Origin of the sequence: Providencia sp. PROV141, from assembly GCF_028481645.1 — a bacterium.
Taxonomy (GTDB): domain Bacteria; phylum Pseudomonadota; class Gammaproteobacteria; order Enterobacterales; family Enterobacteriaceae; genus Providencia; species Providencia rettgeri.
The window spans coordinates 43,401-68,753 of sequence record NZ_JAMPPR010000025.1 but is presented as its reverse complement, the minus strand read 5'-3'; the positions used below and the strand labels follow the sequence as shown (position 1 = coordinate 68,753).

At 39.8% G+C, this 25,353-nt stretch carries 21 protein-coding genes; 11 read left to right on the top strand and 10 right to left on the bottom strand.

Annotated elements, in window-relative coordinates; genetic code table 11:
- Nucleotides 1-569 precede the first annotated feature (569 nt).
- The 3 genes from PSF09_RS17010 to cpxR all read right to left on the bottom strand — a co-directional run bounded on the left by PSF09_RS17010 (nucleotide 570) and on the right by cpxR (nucleotide 4,557).
- Entirely contained in the window at nucleotides 570-2,009 is a 1,440-nt protein-coding gene (locus PSF09_RS17010; RefSeq protein ID WP_272684204.1) for a capsule assembly Wzi family protein, read from the bottom strand.
- A 482-nt stretch (nucleotides 2,010-2,491) separates the two neighbouring features.
- Nucleotides 2,492-3,862 (bottom strand): envelope stress sensor histidine kinase CpxA, encoded by a 1,371-nt coding sequence (gene cpxA / locus PSF09_RS17005; protein ID WP_004906999.1) that lies wholly within the window; start codon nucleotides 3,860-3,862, stop codon nucleotides 2,492-2,494.
- On the bottom strand, nucleotides 3,859-4,557 hold the full coding sequence (gene cpxR, locus PSF09_RS17000; RefSeq protein ID WP_004265224.1) for an envelope stress response regulator transcription factor CpxR: 699 nt from the start codon (nucleotides 4,555-4,557) through the stop codon (nucleotides 3,859-3,861). Before cpxR ends, cpxA begins: the two co-directional genes overlap by 4 nt.
- 150 nt (nucleotides 4,558-4,707) lie before the next feature.
- On the opposite strand from cpxR, the gene PSF09_RS16995 reads away from it, so the two are divergent.
- The 8 genes from PSF09_RS16995 to PSF09_RS16960 all read left to right on the top strand — a co-directional run bounded on the left by PSF09_RS16995 (nucleotide 4,708) and on the right by PSF09_RS16960 (nucleotide 11,895).
- Nucleotides 4,708-5,292 (top strand): Spy/CpxP family protein refolding chaperone, encoded by a 585-nt coding sequence (locus PSF09_RS16995; RefSeq protein ID WP_272666328.1) that lies wholly within the window; start codon nucleotides 4,708-4,710, stop codon nucleotides 5,290-5,292.
- A 276-nt stretch (nucleotides 5,293-5,568) separates the two neighbouring features.
- Nucleotides 5,569-5,853, top strand: a complete 285-nt coding sequence (locus PSF09_RS16990) for an addiction module antidote protein (protein WP_272684203.1) — start codon at nucleotides 5,569-5,571, stop codon at nucleotides 5,851-5,853.
- A gap of 81 nt (nucleotides 5,854-5,934) precedes the next feature.
- A complete protein-coding gene (locus PSF09_RS16985) occupies nucleotides 5,935-6,516 on the top strand; it encodes a HutD/Ves family protein (RefSeq protein WP_102140620.1) in 582 nt (193 codons plus the stop codon).
- Between the two features lie 226 nt (nucleotides 6,517-6,742).
- Complete coding sequence (locus PSF09_RS16980) at nucleotides 6,743-7,495, top strand: M48 family metallopeptidase (protein ID WP_004907010.1); 753 nt, start codon at nucleotides 6,743-6,745, stop codon at nucleotides 7,493-7,495.
- 237 nt (nucleotides 7,496-7,732) lie between these two features.
- Nucleotides 7,733-8,374 (top strand): lysophospholipid acyltransferase family protein, encoded by a 642-nt coding sequence (locus tag PSF09_RS16975; protein WP_210839592.1) that lies wholly within the window; start codon nucleotides 7,733-7,735, stop codon nucleotides 8,372-8,374.
- Nucleotides 8,371-9,315, top strand: coding sequence for a phosphatidate cytidylyltransferase (locus PSF09_RS16970; protein ID WP_210839594.1), 945 nt, complete (start codon nucleotides 8,371-8,373; stop codon nucleotides 9,313-9,315). Before PSF09_RS16975 ends, PSF09_RS16970 begins: the two co-directional genes overlap by 4 nt.
- A gap of 405 nt (nucleotides 9,316-9,720) precedes the next feature.
- On the top strand, nucleotides 9,721-10,698 hold the full coding sequence (gene pfkA, locus PSF09_RS16965; protein ID WP_004265237.1) for a 6-phosphofructokinase: 978 nt from the start codon (nucleotides 9,721-9,723) through the stop codon (nucleotides 10,696-10,698).
- A gap of 183 nt (nucleotides 10,699-10,881) precedes the next feature.
- Nucleotides 10,882-11,895: a sulfate ABC transporter substrate-binding protein gene (locus PSF09_RS16960; RefSeq protein ID WP_102140624.1), complete on the top strand. Its 1,014-nt coding sequence runs from the start codon at nucleotides 10,882-10,884 to the stop codon at nucleotides 11,893-11,895.
- A 319-nt stretch (nucleotides 11,896-12,214) separates the two neighbouring features.
- On the opposite strand, the gene PSF09_RS16955 is transcribed toward PSF09_RS16960, so the two are convergent.
- From PSF09_RS16955 to PSF09_RS16935, 5 genes are all read right to left on the bottom strand, one after another.
- A complete protein-coding gene (locus PSF09_RS16955) occupies nucleotides 12,215-13,171 on the bottom strand; it encodes an OmpG family monomeric porin (RefSeq protein ID WP_004907017.1) in 957 nt (318 codons plus the stop codon).
- A gap of 152 nt (nucleotides 13,172-13,323) precedes the next feature.
- Nucleotides 13,324-15,204 (bottom strand): glycoside hydrolase family 3 protein, encoded by a 1,881-nt coding sequence (locus PSF09_RS16950; RefSeq protein ID WP_272666326.1) that lies wholly within the window; start codon nucleotides 15,202-15,204, stop codon nucleotides 13,324-13,326.
- 424 nt (nucleotides 15,205-15,628) lie between these two features.
- Complete coding sequence (locus tag PSF09_RS16945) at nucleotides 15,629-16,573, bottom strand: OmpG family monomeric porin (RefSeq protein ID WP_272666325.1); 945 nt, start codon at nucleotides 16,571-16,573, stop codon at nucleotides 15,629-15,631.
- A 415-nt stretch (nucleotides 16,574-16,988) separates the two neighbouring features.
- The gene (tpiA, locus tag PSF09_RS16940) at nucleotides 16,989-17,759 is read right to left on the bottom strand and encodes a triose-phosphate isomerase (RefSeq protein ID WP_004907024.1); all 771 of its coding nucleotides are present in this window, start codon (nucleotides 17,757-17,759) and stop codon (nucleotides 16,989-16,991) included.
- Nucleotides 17,760-17,937: 178 nt separating this feature from the next.
- Nucleotides 17,938-18,567: a DUF1454 family protein gene (locus PSF09_RS16935; RefSeq protein ID WP_202981446.1), complete on the bottom strand. Its 630-nt coding sequence runs from the start codon at nucleotides 18,565-18,567 to the stop codon at nucleotides 17,938-17,940.
- Between the two features lie 35 nt (nucleotides 18,568-18,602).
- Between PSF09_RS16935 and PSF09_RS16930 the strand changes: the two genes are divergently transcribed.
- Nucleotides 18,603-19,022: a DUF805 domain-containing protein gene (locus PSF09_RS16930; protein WP_004907027.1), complete on the top strand. Its 420-nt coding sequence runs from the start codon at nucleotides 18,603-18,605 to the stop codon at nucleotides 19,020-19,022.
- A gap of 57 nt (nucleotides 19,023-19,079) precedes the next feature.
- Here the strand turns inward: PSF09_RS16930 and fpr are convergent, their stop codons facing one another.
- Nucleotides 19,080-19,826, bottom strand: a complete 747-nt coding sequence (fpr, locus tag PSF09_RS16925) for a ferredoxin--NADP(+) reductase (protein WP_102140627.1) — start codon at nucleotides 19,824-19,826, stop codon at nucleotides 19,080-19,082.
- A gap of 183 nt (nucleotides 19,827-20,009) precedes the next feature.
- On the opposite strand from fpr, the gene PSF09_RS16920 reads away from it, so the two are divergent.
- Both PSF09_RS16920 and emrD read left to right on the top strand, forming a co-directional pair.
- Nucleotides 20,010-20,144 carry a hypothetical protein gene (locus PSF09_RS16920; protein ID WP_272666323.1) on the top strand — a complete coding sequence of 45 codons (135 nt, stop codon included), beginning with the start codon at nucleotides 20,010-20,012 and terminating at the stop codon, nucleotides 20,142-20,144.
- Nucleotides 20,145-20,303: 159 nt separating this feature from the next.
- A complete protein-coding gene (gene emrD / locus PSF09_RS16915) occupies nucleotides 20,304-21,488 on the top strand; it encodes a multidrug efflux MFS transporter EmrD (protein ID WP_102140628.1) in 1,185 nt (394 codons plus the stop codon).
- A 42-nt stretch (nucleotides 21,489-21,530) separates the two neighbouring features.
- Here the strand turns inward: emrD and PSF09_RS16910 are convergent, their stop codons facing one another.
- Complete coding sequence (locus PSF09_RS16910) at nucleotides 21,531-25,340, bottom strand: hypothetical protein (RefSeq protein WP_272684202.1); 3,810 nt, start codon at nucleotides 25,338-25,340, stop codon at nucleotides 21,531-21,533.
- Between the last annotated feature and the right edge of the window lie 13 nt (nucleotides 25,341-25,353).

Below are 25,353 nucleotides of genomic sequence, written 5' to 3'. Positions count from 1 at the left end.
GCACTGGGTTGTCGGGTCCCAGAGCACCATTGAATTTGTAAACGCATACTTATCAATTGAAAACATTGCATTTTTTGCTAATTTGCTCAATTGATAAGCAAAGCTTATTGTTTTTTAACCGCCAAAGGGTATGCCTCAGCATTTATTTGGTCAAGTAAAAAGCGATTAATAATACCATTAAAGCTAGTTACTGACTATCACTGCGATAGCGTTAGAGAATAGTCCTAACACAATCACCAATAGAATAAGTTATTTTAAATTATTAGGTTATAATCCTATTCTTACGCTTTGTACGCGATTAAATATTTAAGTTAAGTTATTCCTTGTATATCATTGCTTTTAGTGTGGGTTCAATGAAAGCCAGATCCTAATATTTCTATATTTATCCGAATTCCGCGTAGGAATAGATTAATAAAATGCTTAATTGATTATATTAATTAACTTGGCTGTCGGATGGCGTTATATTAATAGTGTATTTTTGGCTAGAATAATAATGTTCCAAGGAAAAAAAAACGGATTATGCTAAAAACATAACCCGTTTTTGATAAAATATGCTTAATATCTGCTAACTACCACTTAAACGGCACGTTTACCGTAACGGCAGCACCTAAATCATTGCGTGTTTCGTAATCAGTTTTAGATACCCAAACTTTCGCATCAGTGCTAACGTCATTGTCAAAGTTATGCCACCAACCTAAATCAACGCCTTTGATGGTTTCTGATTTAGGGAACAACTTGTTGCCATCAAAGTTAGATTTATTCACCTTCGCGTACATCAAACGAGAGCTGACGCGGTTGTCATCATCGAGAGTGTATTCCACTTTGGTGGTGAGCATGCGCCCGTCACCGCCCATCGCGTGGCCTAGTGATGCACCTTGCTGGTAATAACCATTTTTGTAGATAAAGTGGCGATACATTACGCCGTCTTTGTCCCACTCAGTATGGGTATTCGCGCCTTCAATGTACCAATTTAAAGGTTGCCCCCATAATGTGTGATAGCCTTCGATACCTCCCATAAAGGCATTTTTCGATGGGAAGAGGTTGGCTTCGTCTTCACCGACCATTTGGCCATATAAGCTGACAGGTAGGTCGATTAATGGGTAAAGTTTCAGTTTAAAGTCTAAACCAGCGAGTTGGTTACCTGGGTCATCGTTCACATCACCAGTATTATCCCTACCGCCCATCGCATTCCAGAAAGAACTCCAGTTATTAGGGCGGCCATCACCTCCCCACATGACCACGCGGGAACCACCGAGTTCGAAGAAGTCAGTTGGGTTCATGGTCATGCGTAAACCAATCAGTTTAGTGTTTGGCTGGGAAGAGTATTGTTTGATTTGCCCTGCGGTGAGCTGGTATTGCCACGAACCAATCCAAGAAAGCCATGGAGTTTCAAATGGGCTTTGGTCAGCACGTTGAATTAAGAAGCCAGTAACAGGGCGAGCCGCATCGGTACGAATTAAGCTACCATCGTGGCCCGGTCCCCACCATTGTGGGATTTCACCAAAGGATACCCACTGGTTCCAAATTTTGACACCACCATATGAGCCATTGAGGTTGTAGTCAGAACCATTTTCAACGCGTAAAGCACGTTCGCCATTTGCGGTCAGGTTTAAGTCTACGTCGTCAGTGCTGTAGTTACCTGAAACGGTATAGCGAATATCACTATATTCACTTTGGGCAAAGCCCTGTGGCATAGAGTTGTGGCTAGATGCAAGGTGAGTTTCTAGTTGAACGCTGTTTTTCTTACGGTCAAGGTTCTTTTTAATGCGCTGAATAATGGCTTCTTGTTCGCTATTAGTAATATTTGCATTATTTAAAGAACGCGTGATTTCTTCTTGGGATAGTGGCCAAGTTGATAAGCTAATTTGGATGACGTTACGTTCAGAAAGCCAAGCAAGATCACTGCGTAAGTTGTTATCGGGTAGAACTAATCCCCCCGCAACGCTTTGTGCACTTATGGCGCCGAACACAGCAAGTATGGCTAGCTTAGTGAGCTTGAATTTTTTCATTGATAAATCCATTTGAAGTTGAGTTCGCCTAATATTGAACAGGTTAATAAGGGAAAACCTGTAAATTAAATAAAGTTAAAATATGATTATTATCAGCCCACATTATAAGTATCTTAATTTGCATTGAGTTGGGCTTCTGTGCTTTCTATTAATATCAATTATCACACTTTAACTAAGTAAAACAGAATATCAGATTAATATAGTCGGTGTAGAAGTTAGTAACATATTAAGATATAAAACGATATGCTTTTTGTTGGATTACTACATGGTTAATTTTAAGTATCCTTCTTTATTGTTCTTTTTTTGGAGAGTAAGTAGCATTAAAATGGAATTTTATATTGGTCGGGTATTTAGGAATTGTTGTTATTAGAGCCAATATAGGATTATTCTCTATTTAATCGCGATAGATATATCTTGATTGAAAAAAATAACCCCCTTCTTTAATTAAAAGAAAGGGGTTATTGGTAATGAATAAAGTTAATTTATCGGCCGTGTTCAGGTAGCCAGATTTGTAACCTTAAACCACCTAATGGGCTATCATCCGCTTTCACCCAACCTTTATGTTGTGTTATGGCGGTTTCAACAATTGCAAGACCTAAACCAGTACCGCCTGTTTCTCGGTCTCGAGCTTCATCAGTGCGGTAGAATGGACGGAAAATGTGCTCGCGGTCAGCAGGGCTAACACCCGGGCCATCATCATCGACGGTGATGAGAATACCGTTATTTTCTTCTTTGAAATCAACGGCAATGTGTGTATGCGAATAACGTAATGCGTTACGCACAATATTTTCAAATGCACTACCGACGGCAGAAGGGTTGCAATATAACGGCCAAGGCCCAGGGTGAGAAGTGACTTCGAGCGTTTTGTTCATTTGCTCAGCTTCAAAGCTAGCATCATCTAAGATATCGCCCCAAAGTTCATCGGCTTTGATATTTTCACGCAAGATTTCGTTTTTATGCTGGCTGCGGGATAACACCAGTAAATCGTTAATCATGCTATCTAGGCGATGGGTCTCGGTTTCGATGCGTTCTAGCTCTTTACTTTCCCCATGGCGACGGCGTAATAAGGCGGTTGCCAGTTGCAAACGAGTCAATGGAGTGCGTAATTCATGAGAAATATCAGAGATTAAGCGTTGCTGTGCGCTAACCATACCATCAAGGGCACTGATCATTTGGTTAAAGCTATTTCCCGCAGATAAGAACTCTTGCGGACCGGCTTCTAGCTCTGGGTGTGGCCGTAAATTCCCTTTCGCCACATCGTCTGCCGCCATTTTTAATTTACGGGCAGGGCGGGCGAGACTCCAAGATAACCATAATAGTAGTGGAGCGCTGATCAGCATGGTGGCAATCAGTAATAAGAAAGGCCTATCAAACAATAAATTAATAAAGTCAGATTGTGGGCTGCTTGCTGGGCGAACTAAATACAGTTGGTAGTGGTCTTCCCCATCACGAATGGAGAAAGGACCGAGAATTTCGGCTCGTCCATATTTTTTCTTTTTCGGGTGATCCGCGTTATCGGACTGCCCAATAAAGTTACGTATTACCTGCATTTCACTTGGCATTGCACCAATCACACGGCCTTCACTGGTGACGATAATCAACCGTTGGCCGGGAGGTGCCCATTTTTTGATGGCGTTAGAAATACGCCGCCACCAAAGTAGGTCATTCATCGGAGCTTGTGCGAGTTCGGCTTCAATATGCTGCTCAAGCATCTCCCCTTGGCGTTGTTCACTTTCCATCAGGACGGTGATTTGCCGAGAGTCGAGCTTGGGCACCATCAGCACTAGCATTAATACTAGTGCGAGGGTAAACCAAAAGATCGCAAAGATCCTTGCGGTTAAGCTGTTGATCATGTGGCAGAAACCATTAAGTATCCGCGGCCACGTAGAGTTTTAAACCACGGCTGGCCATCAGTGCGTTCTGGAAGTTTGCGGCGTAAGTTTGAAATATGCATATCAATAGCACGGTCAAACGGCGTTAAGCGCTTCCCAAGTACTTCTTGGCTAAGGTGTTCACGAGAAACCACTTGGCCTAGGTGCTGTGCGAGTAGATATAACAACGTAAATTCTGTTCCTGTTAAGTCCAAAATTTCATCATCAAAGCTGGCTTCTTGACGACCTGGGTTAAGTTGCAGTTTATCAACTTGTAAAACAGGGGTATTGCTATTGTCGCCTTGAGTTTGCTCGCTCCAGTTAGAACGGCGTAATAAAGCACGAATACGTGCTACCAGTTCACGGTCATTGAACGGTTTAGGTAGATAGTCGTCTGCACCTAGTTCTAGGCCCAGAACCTTATCTAACTCACTACCGCGAGCCGTTAACATGATAACGGGGGTCTGATGGATTTGGCGCAGTTCTTTCAATGTCTCAATACCATTTTTTTTCGGCATCATGACATCAAGTAGTAACAGGTCAATGGATGAGTCAATTTGCTGTAATGCCTGTTCACCATCATAGGCGATGACAACATTGAAACCTTCCATTTCCAGCAGTTCTTTTAACAGCGACGTGAGTTCACGGTCGTCATCAACTAATAGGATTTTATGCATTTTTTAAGTCCTCCAACTGCCAAAATACGATAACAATCTGTACGATTCCATGACTTTACGTTCTTTTACATGCTCTGACGCTAGTTTGCAGCCACAGGTGTATATTTGTTCACATTGAATCACGAGCACAGTTCGGAGACAAGGTGTCAAATGCTGAGAACAACGCATAGCAAAGTACATAATACAGTACATAAAACCGCAATGTTAGTTTTAGCTTCTGCGTTTGTGTTCGGACCAGCGGTTGCTTTTGCAGAAGAGCCACAAAGTGCTGCAAATGAAAGTTCAACACCTTTGATGTTACAGATGCAGTCCGAGCCAACTACGCCAACAGGCAATGCGGTTGTGCCCTTTCAACATCATGAGTTATTTAGCAGTGAAGAACGTGCCAGTACCTTTATGTTTAATGGTATCACGTTAAATGAAAAACAGCGTCAGCAATTACGTGATTTAATGGCAACACAGCGTCATTATCATGTTGATAACTCTGCTTTAGTTAAAGAACGTGAAGCACTGCACAAATTAATTATAGCGGATAACTTTGATGACAAAGCGGTTCGTGAAGAACTTGAAAAACGAATGCAAAAAGAACTGGAACAACGTGTTGAAATGGCTCGAATTCACCATGAATTGTACCAGTTGTTAACGCCAGAACAGAAAACAGAGCTTGAACACATTCACCAACAAGAAATGAATCAGCATAAAATGGCGGAATTTCAAGCGATGCAGTTTCAATAAGTTTAGTTGTTAGTACCTGTAGTAATGCAAGTTAGTTAATTTTATATCCTGAGTTCCATAGTAAGTAGTGAAGTAGCAATAAGTGAAGTTTTTCCTTGCCATAGACACCATCCCTGTCTTTTATAGCCCCTTTTAGGGGCTTTTTTTTTATTTCTAAACTAGTCTTTTATTCATGTTTGTTAACTATAGTTGACAACTAAACGAAGATTGCTAAGATAAAAACATAAAAGATATCCATAAAGCTAAACTCCTTTTTGGTGAAGTTGAGGGGGAACTATGAATACTAAATTAAAAGAATTTGATATCGCTGAGTATTTAAACAGTGAAGAAGAAATACAAATGTATCTAAACGAAATTCTAGAAGAAGGTGACCCTAGTCTAGTTCTCGCTGCACTTGGTGATATTGCAAAGACAAGAAATATGAGTCAATTAGCTAAAGAAGTTGGAATGAGTCGTGAAGGTTTATATAAGGCACTATCAGGACAGGGAAATCCAACATTTATGACGATTATAAAAATCGTTAATTCTCTCGGATTAAAGTTACAGTTTAAGAGTATCTAAAAATAGCTTATCTATGATTAGGTTAGCCATTAGATAAGCTAACTATAAAAATAATGTATCCACCAAAGTAGGGTTCACCTTATGACTCAGATATTAACGACGCAAGATTATCGCAATATGCCTTGGAAAAATGGCCAAGGGTCGACACTTGAATTGGCGCGCAGCCATGGTGAAGGTTTAGATGATTTTGATTGGCGAGTGTCAATAGCAGATGTTAAAACGGCGGGCTCGTTTTCCTTTTTCCAAAATCGGCAACGTATTATTGGTGTATTGGAAGGGGAAGGACTTATTTTGCATGTAGATAAGAAACCGGCGGTGGCATTACAGCAAAAAGAATTTTTTGCTTTTAATGGGGAAAGCGAGGTTTATGCGGAACTCGTTCAGGGTGCAATTCGTGATTTTAATGTCATCTATAACCCTGAAAAATATCAGGCTCGCTTACAATGGGTGAATACTGCGTTCATTAATTCTTGGGTGAGTGGGGCTAGTGAGATCTTAATTTTTAATATTACACCTCGTTTGAGTATGAAAATTAATTCAGATTCCTTTTATTTAAAGCCATTTGACACTCTATTAATTAAAGAAAATCGAGAAGCTCTGCAATTTATTGTTGAAAAGAATACAGAAAATGATTTTTGTGTTATTGAGTTATTTATTAAGTAGTTAGAGTGATTTTTTGGCCATTGCCCTAATGGCCATTTGCATGCAATCTGTATGTGTACCTATTATTGGAATAATATTCTGTCTATTTTGCAATTTTAATAAAAACGTTATCAAATTCATATATTGGATAATTATGGCTTTATTCCTATTGTTATTTTTCGCAGAATTTATAGTCTTTAGCGTCATTAAAAAATAATACCTATATATACTAAAGGAAAAATGTTCTATGAAGATGAAAGCGCTTGTGGCAGTTGCTGTTTCTGCTGTCATTTTAACGGGTTGTAAAAATTTAGACCAAGGGATGTTGACTAACTCAGGCATGCAATTATTCCAAGCTGCGACACTGACTGACTCTGATGTTAAACAATTAAGTGACCAATCTTGTAAAGAAATGGATGCGCAAAACAAAATTGCTCCAGCGTCTAGCAAGTATGCGAAACGCTTAGACAAAATTGCAAAAGCACTGGGTAACGAAGTTGATGGTACTCCAGTAAACTATAAAGTTTATCTGACTAGCGATGTCAACGCATGGGCAATGGCAAATGGTTGTGTGCGTGTATATAGCGGCCTGATGGATGTGATGAACGATAACGAAGTTGAAGGCGTTCTGGGTCATGAAATGGGCCACGTTGCATTAGGTCATACACGTAAAGCAATGCAAGTTGCTTATGCGGCAGTTGCTGCGCGTACTGCCGCAGCATCAGCGGGTGGCGTTGTAGAACAACTGAGTGCATCACAAGTTGCAGCTCTGGGTGAAAAACTGATTAACTCACAGTTCTCTCAACACCAAGAAAGCGAAGCGGATAACTTCTCTTATGACTTACTAAAAAAACGTGGTGTTAAAACTGACGGTTTAGTCACTGGTTTTGAAAAATTAGCGAAAATGGGTAGCGGCGAGACAAGCATGTTTGACTCTCACCCACCATCAAGCGAACGTGCGCAAAACATCCGTGACCGTATTGCCGCTGACAAAAAATAATATTTAATTATTGACGTTAGTTGAGTGTTATTTTGGTGTAGTAATATGATGATATATTGCTACACCAATCACGTATTTCCTGCTATTTATCTCAATATTACTTTTCTTATATTGCAAATCAGAACTTATCCCGTTGTGCTCCTGTAACCGACTCTCTATCTTGTTAATTAAACGATATTCAGGTCTTTTCGTAATTTTGCAAATTTTCGTTTGATAAAACGTTAGCAAGGAAAAAAGATGGAAAAAGTGCAGAGAATTTCTCTTTTAGCTAAGGGAATGGGCATGCTGTTATCGGGAACCTGCCGTTTATTAACGGGTGTTCGCACTCGTTGGGTAGGGTGCCAACCTTCAATGGCTTCACGTATTTATTATGCCAATCATTCAAGCCATCTTGATGGTTTGGTTATTTGGTCTGGGTTACCGCCGTTAATGCGTCATTTTGTTCACCCGGTTGCTGCTAAAGATTATTGGGTCAAAACACCCTTTCGACGTTATTTAGTTAATAAGGTTTTTCGGGCGGTATTGGTCGATAGAAAAGGTGATAAGCCGGCTCAAAACAATACATTAGCTCCTTTAGAGTCAGTATTAGAGGCAAAGCATTCATTAATATTTTTTCCTGAAGGCACGCGTGGTGATGGGGAAACTTTAAGCCAATTTAAAAGTGGGCTTTACCATCTCGCGAAAAAATACCCTGATGTTGAAGTGGTTCCCGTTTATTTGGAAAATTTAAATCGTGTGTTACCGAAGGGGTCAAAGCTTGTTGTGCCGGTGATTTGTTCAGCTATCGTTGGTAAGCCTCTGGAGCCTCTTATGGAAAATGAAAATAAAATCGCTTTTTTGCAGCGAGCAAAAGTAGCGCTTGAGGAGCTAATGCCATGAATATTGGGGACAGGGAATTAGTATTATTGTTGTCAGGTGTCTTTGGGATACTGGTATTTTCCAGTGTTGTTGGTGGTATTCTTGCATACCGTTATTCAGGTGAAAAAAGCAATCCAACAATTGATAATTTGAATGCACGTATTCGCGCATGGTGGGTCATGTGCATTATTTGTGTACTGGCTGTTGTGCTTGGCAATATAGGTGTGGTGATCTTATTTGCGCTGATATCGTTTTTTGCACTCAGAGAGTTTATTACCTTAACGCCAACACGGCGCAGTGACCATGAAGCATTATTTTGGTGCTTTTTTGTTTTTATTCCATTGCAATATGTCTTAGTTGGTATTGAATGGTATGGGTTATTTTCAATTTTTGTGCCTGTTTTTGTCTTCCTTTTCTTGCCAACTCGCATTGCTTTAGCGGGAGATACCTTTCATTTTCTTGAGCGAACAGCAAAAATTCAGTGGGGAATGTTGGTGGCTGTTTTCTGTTTGAGTCATGTACCCGCGTTGTTGATGCTGAATATTCAAGGTTATGAAGGCGAAAACGTAAAATTATTACTTTTCTTGATTATTGTGACGCAAATTTCAGACGTTTTGCAGTATGTTTTTGGTAAGTTAATGGGTAAACGGCCTATTGTGCCTAAGCTGAGCCCAAACAAGACCATTGAAGGCTTTATTGGCGGCGTATTATCTTCAGTACTTATTGGTGTTTGCCTTTACTGGGTAACTCCATTTAGCTGGTGGGTTGCGGGGCTGATGTCATTAGCGATTACTATTATGGGGTTTGTGGGAGGGTTATGTATGTCAGCCATTAAGCGTGATAGTGGCATTAAAGATTTTGGGGCGATTATTGAAGGACATGGGGGCATGCTGGATCGCATTGACTCATTGTGTTTTGCTGCGCCTATTTTTTTCCATTTAACGCGTTATTACTATACATAGGCCAATTTTATTTTCGTTTTTGTTCGTTAATTAAAAGAGCACCAAATGGTGCTTTTCTTTTGTTTTATAGGTACAGCATCGAAGGAATTTAAGTGTTATCATCAATACTTAATTTTTATTTCAAACTAAGATTCAACTAGGGTAATTCGCTTTAGTTGGTACTCTAGGGCTTTTTTTGCATTGAAAGATTTACCTATTGGGGTGTTCGGCTAGAATTATGTAAACTGGATCACAATAAAACATAAAAGCTTGATGGAAAGCAGATGCATAATTCACTCTTTGCCGTATTATGCTGCTAGGTGAATCAATTCAGCACTGGTAAGCCAGCGTAATTAGCGTTAAAAAGATTAGCAGCGTAACGGTTTTATCGATTTGCAATTTTATGTTCATTAATCAGAGGTCATCATGGTCAAGCAGATTAAAAGAATTGGGGTTTTAACGAGTGGTGGTGACGCGCCAGGCATGAATGCAGCGATCCGCGGTGTGGTTCGCGCGGCATTGGGTGAAGGTTTAGAAGTCATGGGTATTTTTGACGGGTACCTTGGCCTATATGAAAACCGCATGAAGCAATTAGACCGGTATAGCGTGTCAGATATGATTAACCGTGGTGGTACCTTCTTAGGCTCAGCTCGTTTTCCACAATTCCGTGATGAAAAAGTGCGTGCAGTCGCATTCGATAATCTGAAGAAAAATCATATTGACGCATTAGTTGTTATTGGTGGTGATGGTTCTTATTTGGGGGCTAAAGCACTGACGGAAGCTGGGTTCCCATGTATTGGATTACCGGGAACGATTGATAATGACGTTGCTGGCACAGACTATACCATCGGTTATTTCACTGCACTTGAAACGGTTGTTGAGGCTATTGACCGCCTTCGCGATACCTCGACGTCCCATAAACGTATTTCTATTGTTGAAGTAATGGGTCGCTACTGTGGCGATTTAACGCTATCTGCTGCGATTGCTGGGGGCTGTGAGTTCTTAGTGTTACCTGAGCAGGAAATGGCTTTTGACCGCGAAGAACTATTATCAGAAATCAAACGTGGTATTGAAAAAGGCAAACGTCATGCGATTGTCGCTATTACCGAACACGTTTGTGATGTGGGTGAATTAGCGAAATATATTGAGCAGGAAACACACCACGAAACCCGTGCAACGGTTCTAGGCCATATCCAACGCGGTGGTTCTCCGGTTGCTTATGACCGCATTTTAGCATCACGCATGGGGGCTTATTCCATTCAACTTCTGTTGGAAGGCTACGGCGGGCGCTGTGTGGGTATTCAAAATGAAAAATTAGTCCATCATGATATTATTGATGCGGTTATGAATATGAAGCGCGTCTTTAAGAAGGATTGGTTTGATACAGCGAAGAAGCTGTACTAATCCCTCTATAATTGCAAATCTTTCCTGCATAGTGATTTCCCACTATGCAGGTTTGATCCTGTATTCCAGATAATACTCTGTTCATATATTCCTCATTCTTATAAGTTTTTCTTTTTAATTATTTCCCGTAATTGATGCTATCTGTCAGCCTCTCCTTATCGCAAATTTAATGAGGGAAGGCAAATGACACGTTCATGGCAGGTAAAGAAATCACAATTCACGACAGCATTGCTATTGCTGTTAGCGACAGGGACATGGGCGAAAAACATTCAATTGTTGAATGTGTCTTATGATCCAACTCGTGAGTTTTATCAGCAATATAATCAGGAATTTAGTGATTATTGGCAAAAGAAAACGGGGGATACCGTCACTGTTCGCCAATCTCATGGTGGCTCAGGTAAGCAAGCCATATCAGTGGTGAATGGGTTAGAAGCCGATGTTGTGACGTTAGCTTTAGCCTACGATGTTGATGCTATTGCACAAAGTGGCCGTATAGATAAAAACTGGATAGAAAAACTTCCCGATAACTCAGCTCCTTATACATCGACTATCGTCTTTCTAGTTCGTAAAGATAACCCGAAAAACATCAACGATTGGGACGATTTAGTCCGTAAAGATGTCTCTGTGGTGACACCCAACCCGAAAACTTCTGGTGGAGCTCGTTGGAATTACCTCGCAGCGTGGGGGTATGCATTAGATAAAAACCAGCAAGACTCTGAAAAAGCGAAGCAGTTTGTTAAACAGCTGTATCAAAATGTGGAAGTCCTCGATTCAGGGGCTCGTGGCGCAACCAATAGTTTTGTTGAACGTGGTATCGGCGATGTATTAATTGCTTGGGAAAATGAAGCGTTATTAGCCATCAATGAGTTAGGGGAAAGCGGGCAGTTTGAAATTGTGACGCCAAGTATTTCGATTCTCGCTGAGCCAACCGTCGCTGTTGTCGATAAAACCGTCGATAAACGTGACCGCAGGGCGGTTGCAGAAGCTTACCTAGAGCATCTCTATTCTGCGCAAGGGCAGGAAATTGCAGCTAAAAACTATTATCGACCACGAAATAGTGAAGTGGCCAAAAAATATCAACAACAGTTTCCTGAACTAAAACTGCTGACGGTTGATGGCAGCTTTGGGGGCTGGCAAGCCGCGCAAGCAACCCATTTTGCGAATGGAGGGGTGTTCGACGAAATCATTCAACGCTAATACTCGTCATATTTCAATTTGTAGGGGTGTTGGCTGCATGCTCTCACCCTAGTCATATACTGGTGTATGCTCCTAAATACTCGTCATATTTCAATTTGTAGGGGTGTTGGCTGCACGCACTCGCCCTAGTCACATACTGGTGTATGCTCCTAGGGCCTCGTTTGTTTGCCGCCTACCTACAATTTGAACTATTTAGAGTATTATCTTAGGTGTAATAAATATTTTGAGTAATGATAGTTAAGGGCGGGGATAATAAAAACAGGATTAAAATGGGGTATTATTCCTAGCCTGTGAGGGGCAGACTAGGAATGAGGTTAATTTATTGCCACTGGTATTTGACACCTAACTGGCCAAGATAAAATGTTTGACGGTTATTGCCACCAGAGGTGATACCTGCATTTTTGGGATTTTCCCAAGTACTAGGTTCAACCGCGAAGCCGCCCCATAGCGTTAGTTTTGGTGTTAAGTTATAAAAAACCTGTGTCCCGACACGGTAGCCGTCTTTAACCTTCTGAGTTGTACGTTTGTTGCTATCGTAGTTATGTTCATTTAAATAATAGCGAAAATAAGGCATTACGCTCCAATCCTGGTTTAACGTGATAGGAAAATAACCGCGAATTTGGTTTTGTTCCCATGTCTTATTAAAGTCTTTATCCCATGTCCAATCGGTGTATAGATAGACTTTGGCGGTTGCGGAATCATTGACCTTGTAAACAAGCCCGTGCTCGGATTCCCACTCATAACTGTTGGGGGCGTGGAAATTGTCGTAGTGATAAACCGCATCCCAAAAGTTAAACGCCCACTTATCATTGAAATTGTATGTCCCGCTAGGCATTAACCAAAACATCGTATTCGATGGGCGCGCTTGTGTACCTGGTGCGGAGTCATTGGATTCTTTGCGATAGGTGACATTTAAATTGAACTGGCCAATCTCGCTGGCATACATTTTCCGAGTAGCGCCAATTTGTGTACGATTACGAATAAAAGAGTCTTTGGATGTTGAAAAATTATGGTTGTAGCTTCTTAATGATTCCTTATGTTCCAGAAAAAAGCTCCATTTTGATTCAGGATTCACTAAAAATAGCTGCCCAACCATCGTGGTTTTGTCGTAGACCTTACGACCGCTGGTATTATGATGCCCTTCAAATTTTTCGAGTTCCATATAGACGTTGGAAGAAACGCGCCAGTAATCATTGTTGACCTGATCGGCTGCGAAAACGGATGTTGCCAATCCTGTGAGCGTAACAAAAAGTAAACCATTCAGTGAAGTTTTCATTTTAACCCTTTAATTTTTATGTGTATTTTATTTTTTTATGCCTTTATTCAAGGCGTTAGTATCTGGCCTTTATTCAAGGCGTTAGTATCTGGCCTTTATACCGTGGAGGTATAAAGGCGGAATCATTGCTAAATAATTAATAGGCTGTGTAATTAATTGACTGTGGAGTAAGTTTCGCCATGACCATAAGGGAACAGGACTTTGTTACCTTGTGGGGTTTTGATATTAACGGGTAGCACCCCTTGAGGTGGGTTTAACGGCTGGCCATGAGTATTAGCAAATAATGTCCGTAACCCGCTACGAATATTGGTTTCTAATGAATTGCGGTTATTATTGGTGATATCAAATCCAGTGATACCATAGATGGCAATATTTGCGCTTACATTGTTTAGGTATGCAATGTCATAGGGATTACGTGAAGAGATAACAACAATCGGGGTTTTAAGTTGGTTTGCAGCATCAATGATAAGCTGAGCATTCGTTGGCGTATCCTTTAAATTATAGGTCGTCAGTAATACCAAATCTTGGTTTTGCACCAGTTTTTTTGCTTCATCTTGAGTTAGTGTGTTTTCATTTAATTTAACAACACTTTCGCCTGTAATAATCGCAACTCCCGTTTCTTGTGCGATATCATTTAACTGTTTTTGAATTAAGGAATTACGTGGCTTTTCATCAGAAATAGTGAAAATTCGATTGAGTGGTTTTAATTGATAAGGCAGTACATTCTCATTCTTAATTAATGTGATAGCCTGCTCAGAAACCATATTTTCAATATCTTTATGACCTTTTGATGCGACGACTTGTTCCGCTTTCACTAAGTCTACAGGTTGTGCCGTAATTTCTTGCTGAAGCTTTTTCAGCACCACACGTTTTGCGGATTCATCAATACGTTTCTTCAGTTCTGGATTTTTTTCTGCTTGTGTTTCTAAATAGCGGTACATGTTATCTAAACGAGAAACCGCTTGGGAGTCCCACATTTTGATTGGCATAAGAATAATATCTGAGCCAGCAAGTAGCGAGGTTTCTACCGCCCAATTAATATCGAAATTGTCTGCAATAGCCCCCATATCCATGGCATCTGTCACTATCAAGCCGTCATAGTTGAGCTCATCACGTAAAATATCATGCAAAATAGGTTTGGAAAGCGTCGCTGGGGTGCCAACTTGTTTACCGGCAAGTGTGGTGATCTTATGGTCATCCAGTGCTGGTACAATAATATGTGCGGTCATGACGGCATCAGCACCATGAGATAACGCGTATTTGAATGGGACGAGTTCAGTATCTCGCCATGTTTTTGCGTCAGAATTAACAACGGGTAAATCAACATGAGAGTCAGCAGAAACATTTCCGTGACCAGGGAAATGTTTAAGTGACGTCAATAAATTATATTTATGAATACCTTGAATATAGCTGGTGGCCAGAGTTCCAACTAAATTTTTATCATCTGAGTATGAACGTACCCCAATCACTGGGTTATTTTGATTGTTATTAACATCAACAACTGGACCAAAATTGATATTAAAACCAAGACTGGATAGCTCATATCCGTGGATCATCCCTGTTAGCTCTGCAAGGGCTGGGTTACGTGTTGCGCCTAGAGCCATATTACCAGGCATTTCGGTGCCTACGCGTAAGCGGGTGACATAGCCGCCTTCTTGGTCGGTGCCAATAAATAATGGAAGGTTACTGCGGGAAGATTGAAGTTTATTAATTAACTCCACAGTTTGTGGTGTATCAATCAGATTTTCTCTAAATAGGATCACTGATCCGAGATGGTATTGATTGATAACCTTAGAAACCTCATCATTCATAGCCAAAAATGGTGCGGGTTCCCCATTACTGTCTTTATTCCAATATCTAAAATCCAGCATGAATAGCTGACCAATTTTCTCAGCCTCGGACATATTATCCACTATTTCTTGAGCAGACTTTTGTTTGTCTTGCCATAATTCATTCAATTGGGCTTGTGTTATTGGGTTAGCCATTGAAAACGCACTGAAAATACAAGCACTAAGTAAAGTGAATTTATTCATTTTCATTTTCTCTAGGTTATTTTTCGAAAAATAATAAGTGGCTGGATATATTTATGATGTGAGAGTGCTCACAGTTGATAGTATTCTCTCTTTTAGAGTAAGAGGAATAGAGCACAAATAAATGTTGAGATGGTTTTTATTTATCTAATTGATATTAAATAGTAAATTTTCGAGAATAATTGATTTTAACCTAGAATAATTTCAGTTTGATATTATTTTGTTATGTGACGTAAGTATAAATTATAATTAAATGGTATTTAAATCGAAAATTTAACGTTAAAAGTGAATATTTCAACTGATTATTTGCTTTTCGAAATGTTTTATTCTTATATTTAAATGGTTTTGTGATTTAAAATATATAAGCCACATGATATTCCATATGGCTTGTTTTTTTATGAAAAATAAGTTGATGGCAAATTAAAGGTTACCATTGGTATTTTACGCCAATTTTACCGAGGTATAGCGTTTGTTTATTATCATACCCTGACGTGATTTCATTCTTTTTAGGTGATTTCCATGTTGAAGGTTCATAGGCAAGTTCACTCCATAAAGTCAGGGATGGTGTAGCTTTATATTCCAAGCGGGAGCCAATACGGAAGCCATTTTTAATTTCCTGTGTTAAATAATTATTTTTGTCATAGGTGTTTTCTTGTAAGAAATAACGCACATATGGTGTAATTTTCCAGTTAGGCTTAATGGTAATGGGTAAGTAAGCACGAACTTGCGATTGTAAAAAGCGGGTACTGAAATTTTTATCCCATTGGTTGTCAATATAAACAGTGAGTTTTGCTTTTAATGCATTTGAATATTTGTAAGTCACACCATATTCAGTTTCTGCTTCATGGCTACTGTCATTGAAATAATTACTGTAATAAAAATAAGAAAGCCAAAAATTAAAAGACCAATCATCGTTGAAGCGGTACTCACCGGCTGGGGTTAAGCCATATAAACGATTCGAAGAGCGTGCTTTGGTGTTGGGCTCGACATCGTTTGACTCTTTTCTGTAACGAAAACCAAGTTCTAAGTCTGATTTTGAGGTGTTGAGAATTTTTTTGATAGCATCAATTTGTGTGCGGTTTCGAATATAAGAGTCCCGTGAAGTCGTGAAATTGCGACCATGATTCCTTAAGGATTCACGATGATCTAGGGTGAAGCGCCAGTCAGATTTAGGGTTGTATAGCTTTAATTGCCCAACTGTGCTGATTTTATCGTAGACTTTATTTTTAAATGAATCACGTTGACCTTGGTATTCTTCTATTTCCAAATAAATATTAGTATTAACTCGCCAAGAGTCATTGTTTAATTCAGAGAAACAAATTGCAGGGAATATAATTATGATACTATAGATTAAACCAACTATATATTTCATATTTATCCTTCAGAGTAAAAGTTATTAATGTTAATTATCTAGTTGAGCGATTAGCGAGATAAATGTGTATTAACTTTTATGGGTTGTCTACCGTTATTATTTAATGGGTGATAGATGGTATATATAAGGCAAAGTGTTAGTGACTCATATCTCACTGTTATTATGGTTATTTTTATTTCCTTGAAAATAAATTTATATTTTTATTAATAATGTTTTTTTGAATTTTTAATCATTTGTTTGTTAATTAATTTTAAATCTAATTATTTTTTATTAAAAATTAAATTATAATTATTTATATGATTTTGGATCATAGGAATGAAATTGCAGATATAGATTTCATTATGAATTAGATACATTAATTAATACAAAAAAACCGCCAATATTTGGCGGTTAATCTCAAGGTATTATAATAACCTTATTTGTTTTTTTTCGCTTCAGCGGCTGCTTTAACAATAACAGCAAAAGCGTCAGCTTTCAGAGAAGCCCCACCCACTAAGGCACCATCGATATCTGGTTGGGTGAATAGCTCAGCCGCGTTGCTCGCATTAACAGAACCGCCGTACTGGATGATAACTTGCTCGGCAATAGCAGCGTCTTTCTTCGCAATATGAGTACGAATAAATTTATGGATTGCTTGTGCTTGAGCTGGTGTTGCAGACTTACCTGTACCGATTGCCCAGATTGGCTCATAGGCGATAACGGCACCTTGGAAAGCTTCTGCACCTAAAGAGTTCAATACGGCATCAATTTGACGAGCGCATACTTCTTCGGTTTTGCCTGCTTCATTTTCAGCTTCAGTTTCACCAATACACAGTACTGGGATCAGACCTTGTTCTTTTAATACAGCAAATTTCTTAGCGACAAATTCATCACTTTCGTTGTGATAAGTACGACGCTCTGAATGGCCGATAATGATGTATTTGGCGCCAACATCTTTTAACATTTCAGCAGAGGTTTCACCTGTAAATGCACCTGATAAGTTAACGTCAACGTTTTGTGCACCTAACGCAATACGGCTACCTGCTAACGCGTGTTTAGCTTGGGTTAAGTAAATTGCAGGTGGTGCAATAGCTACATCACAGCCATCAACGCTGCTTAGTTCATTACGCAAGCCAGCGACGAGGTCATTGACCATCTGTGTGCTGCCGTTCAGTTTCCAGTTACCCATTACCAATGGATGTCGCATGTTATTTCCTCCAACCAGAGAGTTTTAATGATTAATCAATAAGTTATTCATCACACGCTTATGTTACACGCGCAACGTGACAATGTTGTCGCCATTCACCTTCCGCATTATAAGAACAATAGATAATAATAGCTTTGCTTTTCATCATGCTTGTTCTTAGAGCGTGATCACAGTCAGTTTAGGGTGTTTGTTGTTCTAGCTTAATCGGTTCAACAGCAAAAGTAAGCACATTATTGTCACTTTTTACTAAAATATATCTTAAAGCGCCTAATCGCGCTTCTTCAGCATGAGTCGCATTATTATTGGCAATAAATTTATTTAAGGCTTCTGTAAGTGCAGGGGCGTTGTCCAGTGAAACTTCTGGGGCAAATATATGGATCATTGCAATAGTATAGTTTTCCATTAACTGCCGATTCTTTTGGGTTTCTTGTGGGTCATCTGATGGCAGTAATGTAATTTGTAAACTTTTAATTTTTTCACTACCACGCTCTAACACTGCCGAGGAGTATATCTGTTGGTTAATACGAGACGCTGCGCGAATATAGGGAGCGGAGATATCTTGGCTAGCAATAACTTTATATTCATGGAGATATAAGTCTTTATTAGCCTGATTGAATTGATTGCGTAATTTTGGAATGGTGAGTTCAAAAGAAGGGGCATCTGGAGCTAAATAGGCGACTTTGAAATCGGTATCAGGCAAAGTGGGTACTTTTTGAGCGAAAGCCAGTTGTGGCGCACTAAGTACAAAAATGGTTATGATGGCGTATACAGAACGAAATAAAATTTGGGTCATTTTTGAACCACTCATTTTTAGTTTTCCACATTGTATCAGGATAATAGGTAATGACATTACAACAATGGGCTTTTTCCTTCAAAGGCCGTATCGGTCGCCGGCCATTTTGGGTAGGTATTGCGGTCATTTTTATTTTAATGACAGCAGTTGCCCTGTTACAAAATGTACTGCTATTCTCTGAAACGCTTGCTATATCGTTATTTATTTTACTACTTTACCCTTTGGCCGCTATCTTTGTGAAGCGTTTACATGATCGAGGGAAATCGGGGGGATGGTTTGCGTTAATTTTGCTGGCATTTGCTCTCTTTTCAATCGATGTCAGTCAATTTGAACCTGTGTGGCAATGGGGAATAGGGCGTTTCTTACCCTTATTTATTACGATGATTATGGTGATAGATTGCGGTGCTTTTCTGGGAATGGAGGGGGTTAACCGCTATGGTGAAGAAACAGAAACGGTAGATTATCTATAATGCCAATACCACATAGCATGAATGCTACCCTGAAATATTTCAGGGTAGTGTTTTGCATTACCAATATTGCTCACTAGAGATATGGCCGGGTTTGCGGCGCAAGTGTTTAACCATTTGATGACTATTTTTTAATGTATCACGAGTGTCCCTCACCATTTCGGGGTTTCCGCATAACATGACATGGCAGGTCTCGGGTGAAAGTGTCAGGCCAACCGCATCTTCGAGAGCGTGGCTTTCAATTAACGCAGGAACACGGCCATGCAATGAGGTTGTGCAGTGCTCACGGCTGACAACGGTAACTATTTTTAACTTCCCTTGATATTGTTGTTCCAACTTTTTCATTAAGGGTAAATAACTTAAATCTTTCTCATAACGGACGGCGTGGAGTAAAACAATTTTTTCGAAACGATCCAAGTCTTTGCCTTCTTGTAGGATAGACAAAAAAGGCCCAATAGCAGTTCCTGTTGAAAGCATCCACAGGTTTTTACATGGTGGGATTTCATTTAAAACAAAGAACCCCGTCGCTTCATCCGTAATTTGTAACGTATCATTAGGTTTTAGTTTAGCGAGTTTTGGGCTAAGTTTGCCCCCTGGTACAATGACAAAATAGAATTCGAGTCGGTCATCGCTTGGCGCATTGACATAAGAGTAAGCTCGTTGGACACGTTCTCCCTCGATTTCTAGTCCAAGTTTTGCGTATTGCCCTGCTGTAAAGGGTTTAATCGGGGCCTTGATAACAAGGCTGAATAATGAGTCGGTCCAAAATTTGGCTTCAGTCACTGTTCCTGTTACCCAATTAGCCATACATTCCACCTCTTTATATTTCAAATATCTACCGGCTAAAAATGACAAATATATAATTCGAATAACTCAAAGCACGGCTCACTAGGATTTAATACTAAAACAGTTCACTATTTATGCTTATCGATAACGTGTTCCAGTAGTTTGTTCTTTAAATGAATATTTTTTGAATCTTAATGTACAGTTATGTTGACAATGCTGGCGAATATTACTGCCATTAGTGAAAAACATAAAATGTCGCACTACTACGAAAAGGTGGCGGCTTTTGTTATCTTAGTCACACTCAAGCAAAACGCATTATTTGCCATTTATTTTAAATGACACAAAAGCTTATTTAAAATGATATCAAAGCGTGGAGCGGTATTTTATATTGATAATTAAGCACCTAAATAATTTTGCGTTATTACATTGAGATAATGCAGCGTTGTTTTGTGTCTGAAATAGGGTGTATTTGAATTATTGGATGTATCTGAGAGAAAAATGAGAAAGCTGGAACACTTTAATTTGCTATTAATGCTAATTGCATTGGCAGCGGTCGGCCAAATGACACAAACTATTTATGTTCCTGTCATTGCTGAAATTGCCACTTATTTTAATGAGCCTTCTGGTGCTGTTCAACAAGTGATGGCGGCTTATTTATTTTCTTATGGTTTTTCACAGTTAGTTTATGGGCCGTTATCTGACCGAATTGGTCGCCGACCTGTTATTTTAACGGGTTTAACGATTTTCTTATTTTCAACGATTGTGGCGATTTTTGCGCCAACATTAAATATACTCACTATAGCGAGTGGGTTGCAGGGCCTCGGAACGGGTGTTGCAGGTGTGATGGCAAGAACTATGCCTCGTGATCTGTATAAAGGCACCGCGTTACGTTATGCAAATAGCTTATTAAATATGGGTATATTAGTGAGTCCATTATTAGCCCCAATGTTCGGTGGAATATTGGCGCATTTCTGGGGGTGGCATGCTTGTTATATTTTCCTGTTTATCTTAGGTGCTTCTGTATTATTAAGCATGTATCGTTGGTTACCCGAAACGCGTCCTGTTTCACCTGAAAAACATAAAATGATTGCGTCATATCGGGAATTATTATCAAGCGGTTCATTTCTATCTTATTTATCCATGTTAGTGGGCGCGTTAGCTGGAATAGCCGTATTTGAAGCTAGTAGTGGTGTATTAATGGGCGGTGTTTTAGGGCTCAATAGCATTACTGTGAGTATTTTATTTATATTGCCTATTCCTGCTGCTTTCTTTGGTGCTTGGTATGCGGGGCGAGAAGGAAAAACGTTTTATAATTTGATGTGGCACTCCGTTCTTATTTGTCTATTGGCAGGCTTTATGATGTGGATTCCAGGTTGGTTTGGGATTATGAATACTTGGACACTGTTAGTACCTGCAGCGGTATTTTTCTTTGGTGCGGGGATGTTATTTCCCTTAGCAACGACAGGTGCGATGGAGCCCTTCCCTTATTTAGCAGGGGCAGCGGGGGCACTCGTGGGTGGCTTGCAAAATATAGGTTCAGGTGTTGCTACCTGGGTTTCTGCATTATTACCGCAAAACGGGCAGTTTAGTCTTGGGCTACTGATGTTTTTAATGTCGACACTCATATTATTGTGTTGGTTGCCTTTAGCAAAACGCATGAGTCATTCAGAGCGTATGGTTTAATCGTGAGAAGGTCAGGCTGCATAACACAGCCTGATTTTCGGATTACGCACTTAGCAGTATATCAGCTTGCTTGTGTTGCGGAATTGATAGCGTTGATGAATAAAAGGAGCTAGGTTCCTTTTCTGGTATTGATGATATTAGCTCCGGCAAAATGACTCCTGAATTAAATACCACCGGTTGGTTGTCATCTAGAAGTTCCGTATTTTCTGCTAATTGTCCCACTAGATTTTGATGGTTTTGTTGAAGCCAAATCAACTTCGGTGCAACATGGTCTTGCAAGTGCTGGTCAATATGAATGAGTATTCCATCTAGTTTTAATCCTGGGGTGCTGTCTATCGTGCCTTTTAGGGTTAATTGATTTTGCTGTATTGCAAAAAACCACTCCTCTACAGGCACTCTTTCTTGAACCCGTCTTTGCTCATCACTGCTTATGAGTGTTACCCAATAGGTATAATGTCCATTAGATAAGTTTAAATCACTAATATCAATCTGCTGCTCAATATTCATATCTGCGATTAGTGGTGTTTCTATTATTTGATGGTGGCTCATGTTTGCCGATAAATAGCCAGTTTTGTAGGTATCAAGATGATTAAGAGCAATAAAGTTCATTGACGTATCAACTTGCCCATCTTGCCCAAAGGGATCCGATAATGAAAAATATTGTTGGTGCAGACGCCCATTTTCAACCCATTTAGCCGAGAGTGCACTTTTTGAGGTGATTTTGTTGGCATCAACTTTACCCGTCGAAAAATCAATTAAGCCTTCTTCTGTTGCTGCCCAAAAAACAGGTGCGCCTTGCCAATAATTATCAAGGAGCAAGTGGTCAGGTAATGTTTGGCCATCATATTTTGCAAATATGCGATTCGCTAGTGAGGTCGGGTTTTTATAGTGGTAAATAAGTTGCCCGAGCTCTTTTTTGTAGTTCAATTTATGTATGGTGAATTGAACTAATTCGCCTTTATCTGCAATATTGAAGCTCGTTGCGTGTGGAATTTGTAATACTTCGGTCAATAACCCATTCGGCGTGGCATAAGTCACCGTTAAAGCATTATTATGGTAAATATAAAACGGACGACCTACGCCTGTTTTTAGGTTGTGATAATCAGCGGGTAAATTACCCACGGTACGGTCAACGGTAATCGTACTATAAGGGTGAAGTGTATTGTCCGCCATGTTGGCTGAGTGAATGTGTATCCAATAGATAGGGACATCACGTTGATGAGGAAATTGTTCAATTTGAGTACGGTGATAATATTTTGAATAATTCTCTTTTTTTAGCGTAACCCACTGTTTAGAATCTTTATTCCATCGTTGATAAAACCCTTCCCCCGCAAATCCATCATCCTCACTATCGACACCTTTTATTTTATTCGGCTGCCAACGTACTCTTTTACTTAAAAATTGGTGGATTTTTTGGTTGTAGGTATCTGCGTGCGGTAAAAATGCATCGTAGGCATCGCTCCTAAAAGGAGCATAGCTCGAAAACATAGTCGGAATAGCCTGTTGTAGCGGGTCGTGGGGATCGTGATAAGTGACATAATATTGTCTAGATTGGTTATAAGCTGGATTTTTACCGTGGTCATAGGGGCGGTAAGGGTATGTTGGCTGATTATTATGAGCTTGCGAGTCCGTATGTGGCAACCCAAGGCCATGACCAAAAATTTCGTGAAACATCACGTTAGGTTCGTGAGCTCCCCCTCCGTGATTGGGTGATGCAAGTCCTAATAGCGAATTGAACACACTCGAAGGCAGGGTTTCAATGGCAGTATATTGGTAATCAGAATCAGCATTGTTAGCGGTTTGGTATTGTTGGCTATTATTATAAGCCCAATAGATTTGGGCTCCTGGGTGATAGCTGATTTTTTCAGGGTTATCATAATAGGGGTGAATAAACGGCATAGGATTTTTATTTACCTCACCGTATGGCGTTAAGCTTGGGTGACTGACTGTGGCGGGAGAGCTATACAATGTGAGCTGCCGAATAGGCAAGACTGACACAGCTTCTCTTCCCCAGCCTAATGGGGAGTCTGAATAAACGCCATGCCCTTGTTGGTATAAGCTGTGGCTATCTACACGAACAATTAAGTGGCTATCAAGCGTGATGTTTGGGGAGAACGCCCCATATTGGTTGGTTTCTTCGGTGATAATGGGTTTGCCATTAACAGTGATAATGATGTTGATATCCGGTTGTATCCATTCACCTTTTAGCGGGGCAGTAAAGCGTTGTTGATGCCAGTTTTGTGCGGAGACATTGGGCCGGCGGGGAAGTGCTGTCAATGTTTTGGGTAAATGGTCTGGTCCTGTAAGTTTTATTCGACCTAATATTTTTCTTTCTTTACTACTGATAATCGCCTCAATATCGGGGGATTTTTCCGCGGTTTCACTGGTTATCTCCATATTCAATAATGCCCAGCGATTAGCCGTTAAGCTTATATGCTTATCTGTCATATTCTGCAGATGAGTTTGTGCAAGTTGAATATTATGGATTTGCATATCGCTTGGTGTTGGGTGATAACGCCGTTGAGGTTCATGATAAATCGGGTCTGGAACGGAAAATGTCCGTTTGCCAGGAATACGGAGTTGTGGTGTATTTTCGGTTTGTAACTGAATGGAAATAGGCTGGGATTTTTGCCCATTAGACAGCATGGCGATAAAGTCAAACTGGTCTGAGCGGGTTTTAAATTTTGTGTTATTGGCAATATATTGCCATTTATTGGTGGTGCTGTTTAGTGTTAGTTGCCCAAATTGGGGCTGTTCAAGGATTTTGTAACCCTTAATATGAGGGATATTGGGTAGTTTTCCTGTTATGGCCCCTACAGTTAATTGATTGGGTATTTCATCTGGGTTTTCTGCCACAAAAATAGGGAGAGTTTGAGCGATGGTTTTTTGCTTACGATATCGAGAGATGACTTGTTTTACTTGTTTCAATTGAAACTGGCGAAAAATGATATTTTCCCCAACAAGTTTTAATGTATTCTTTTCATAGCTGATTTTAACCGCAGGCAGTCGGTGCTCTGCCATCATTCTATTGACATCGGTTTCGATTGAATGGGCAATCTTTTGCCAAGATGATGTTTCTGCAATTGGGATATCATGTAAATTTAATATTTTGTTATTATTGGTATCTCTTATGGTTACTGAGAAATATTGACTATTTTTTCGTAATTCATCAGTTAGCTTCAATGAGCTTATTGTATGGGGTGGTAAGATAATAACTTGTTGGAAGTTGTGATTTTCTAAGGTATTGCTGGCTAGCTCAATGTGCTCTACTGGACGAAGTTCATTGATTAACTGTTGAGTAGAAGCTGATGTTTTTTTTTGTTTGTCTTTTACTATCAATAAACTACCACCTGTGAGCTCCAACCAATGGCGAATGAGCTCAACTTGTTTGTCATTAGCACTTTCGGGCAAGGCTACGATGCTGTAATGGCGGTGCCATTCCCCACTTGGCAGCAATAAATCGGCGAGTTGGGCCTGTGCCCTGACTTCTCCGTCGATCCATTCATGTGGTGAATTAAAGCTTTCTACAAATATGCCTTGCTTGGGATGGAACGTGAAACCAGAAAATTGAGACTCTGGTAACGTGCTAACAATGTAGTTTTTTTGAGTTTCTCCTATAATTCGCGGCTTATTTATAAGCCAGCTAAATAGCTCATGAGCGGCTTTGCCTTCTTTTGAAGATGTAGGGTTAAGGCTTAAGTTTTTTAATAATGGTGAGTTATTATCAATAACTACGACCCTACCTTTATTTGCGTATAAGCCAATTTTTAATGGTTGTTGTTTAATATTGCTATCATATTGGTTTTTAATGAATGAAATAGGTCTGCTTTGTTCTTCGTGTCGGTTTTCCATAACCGTGTCCTTT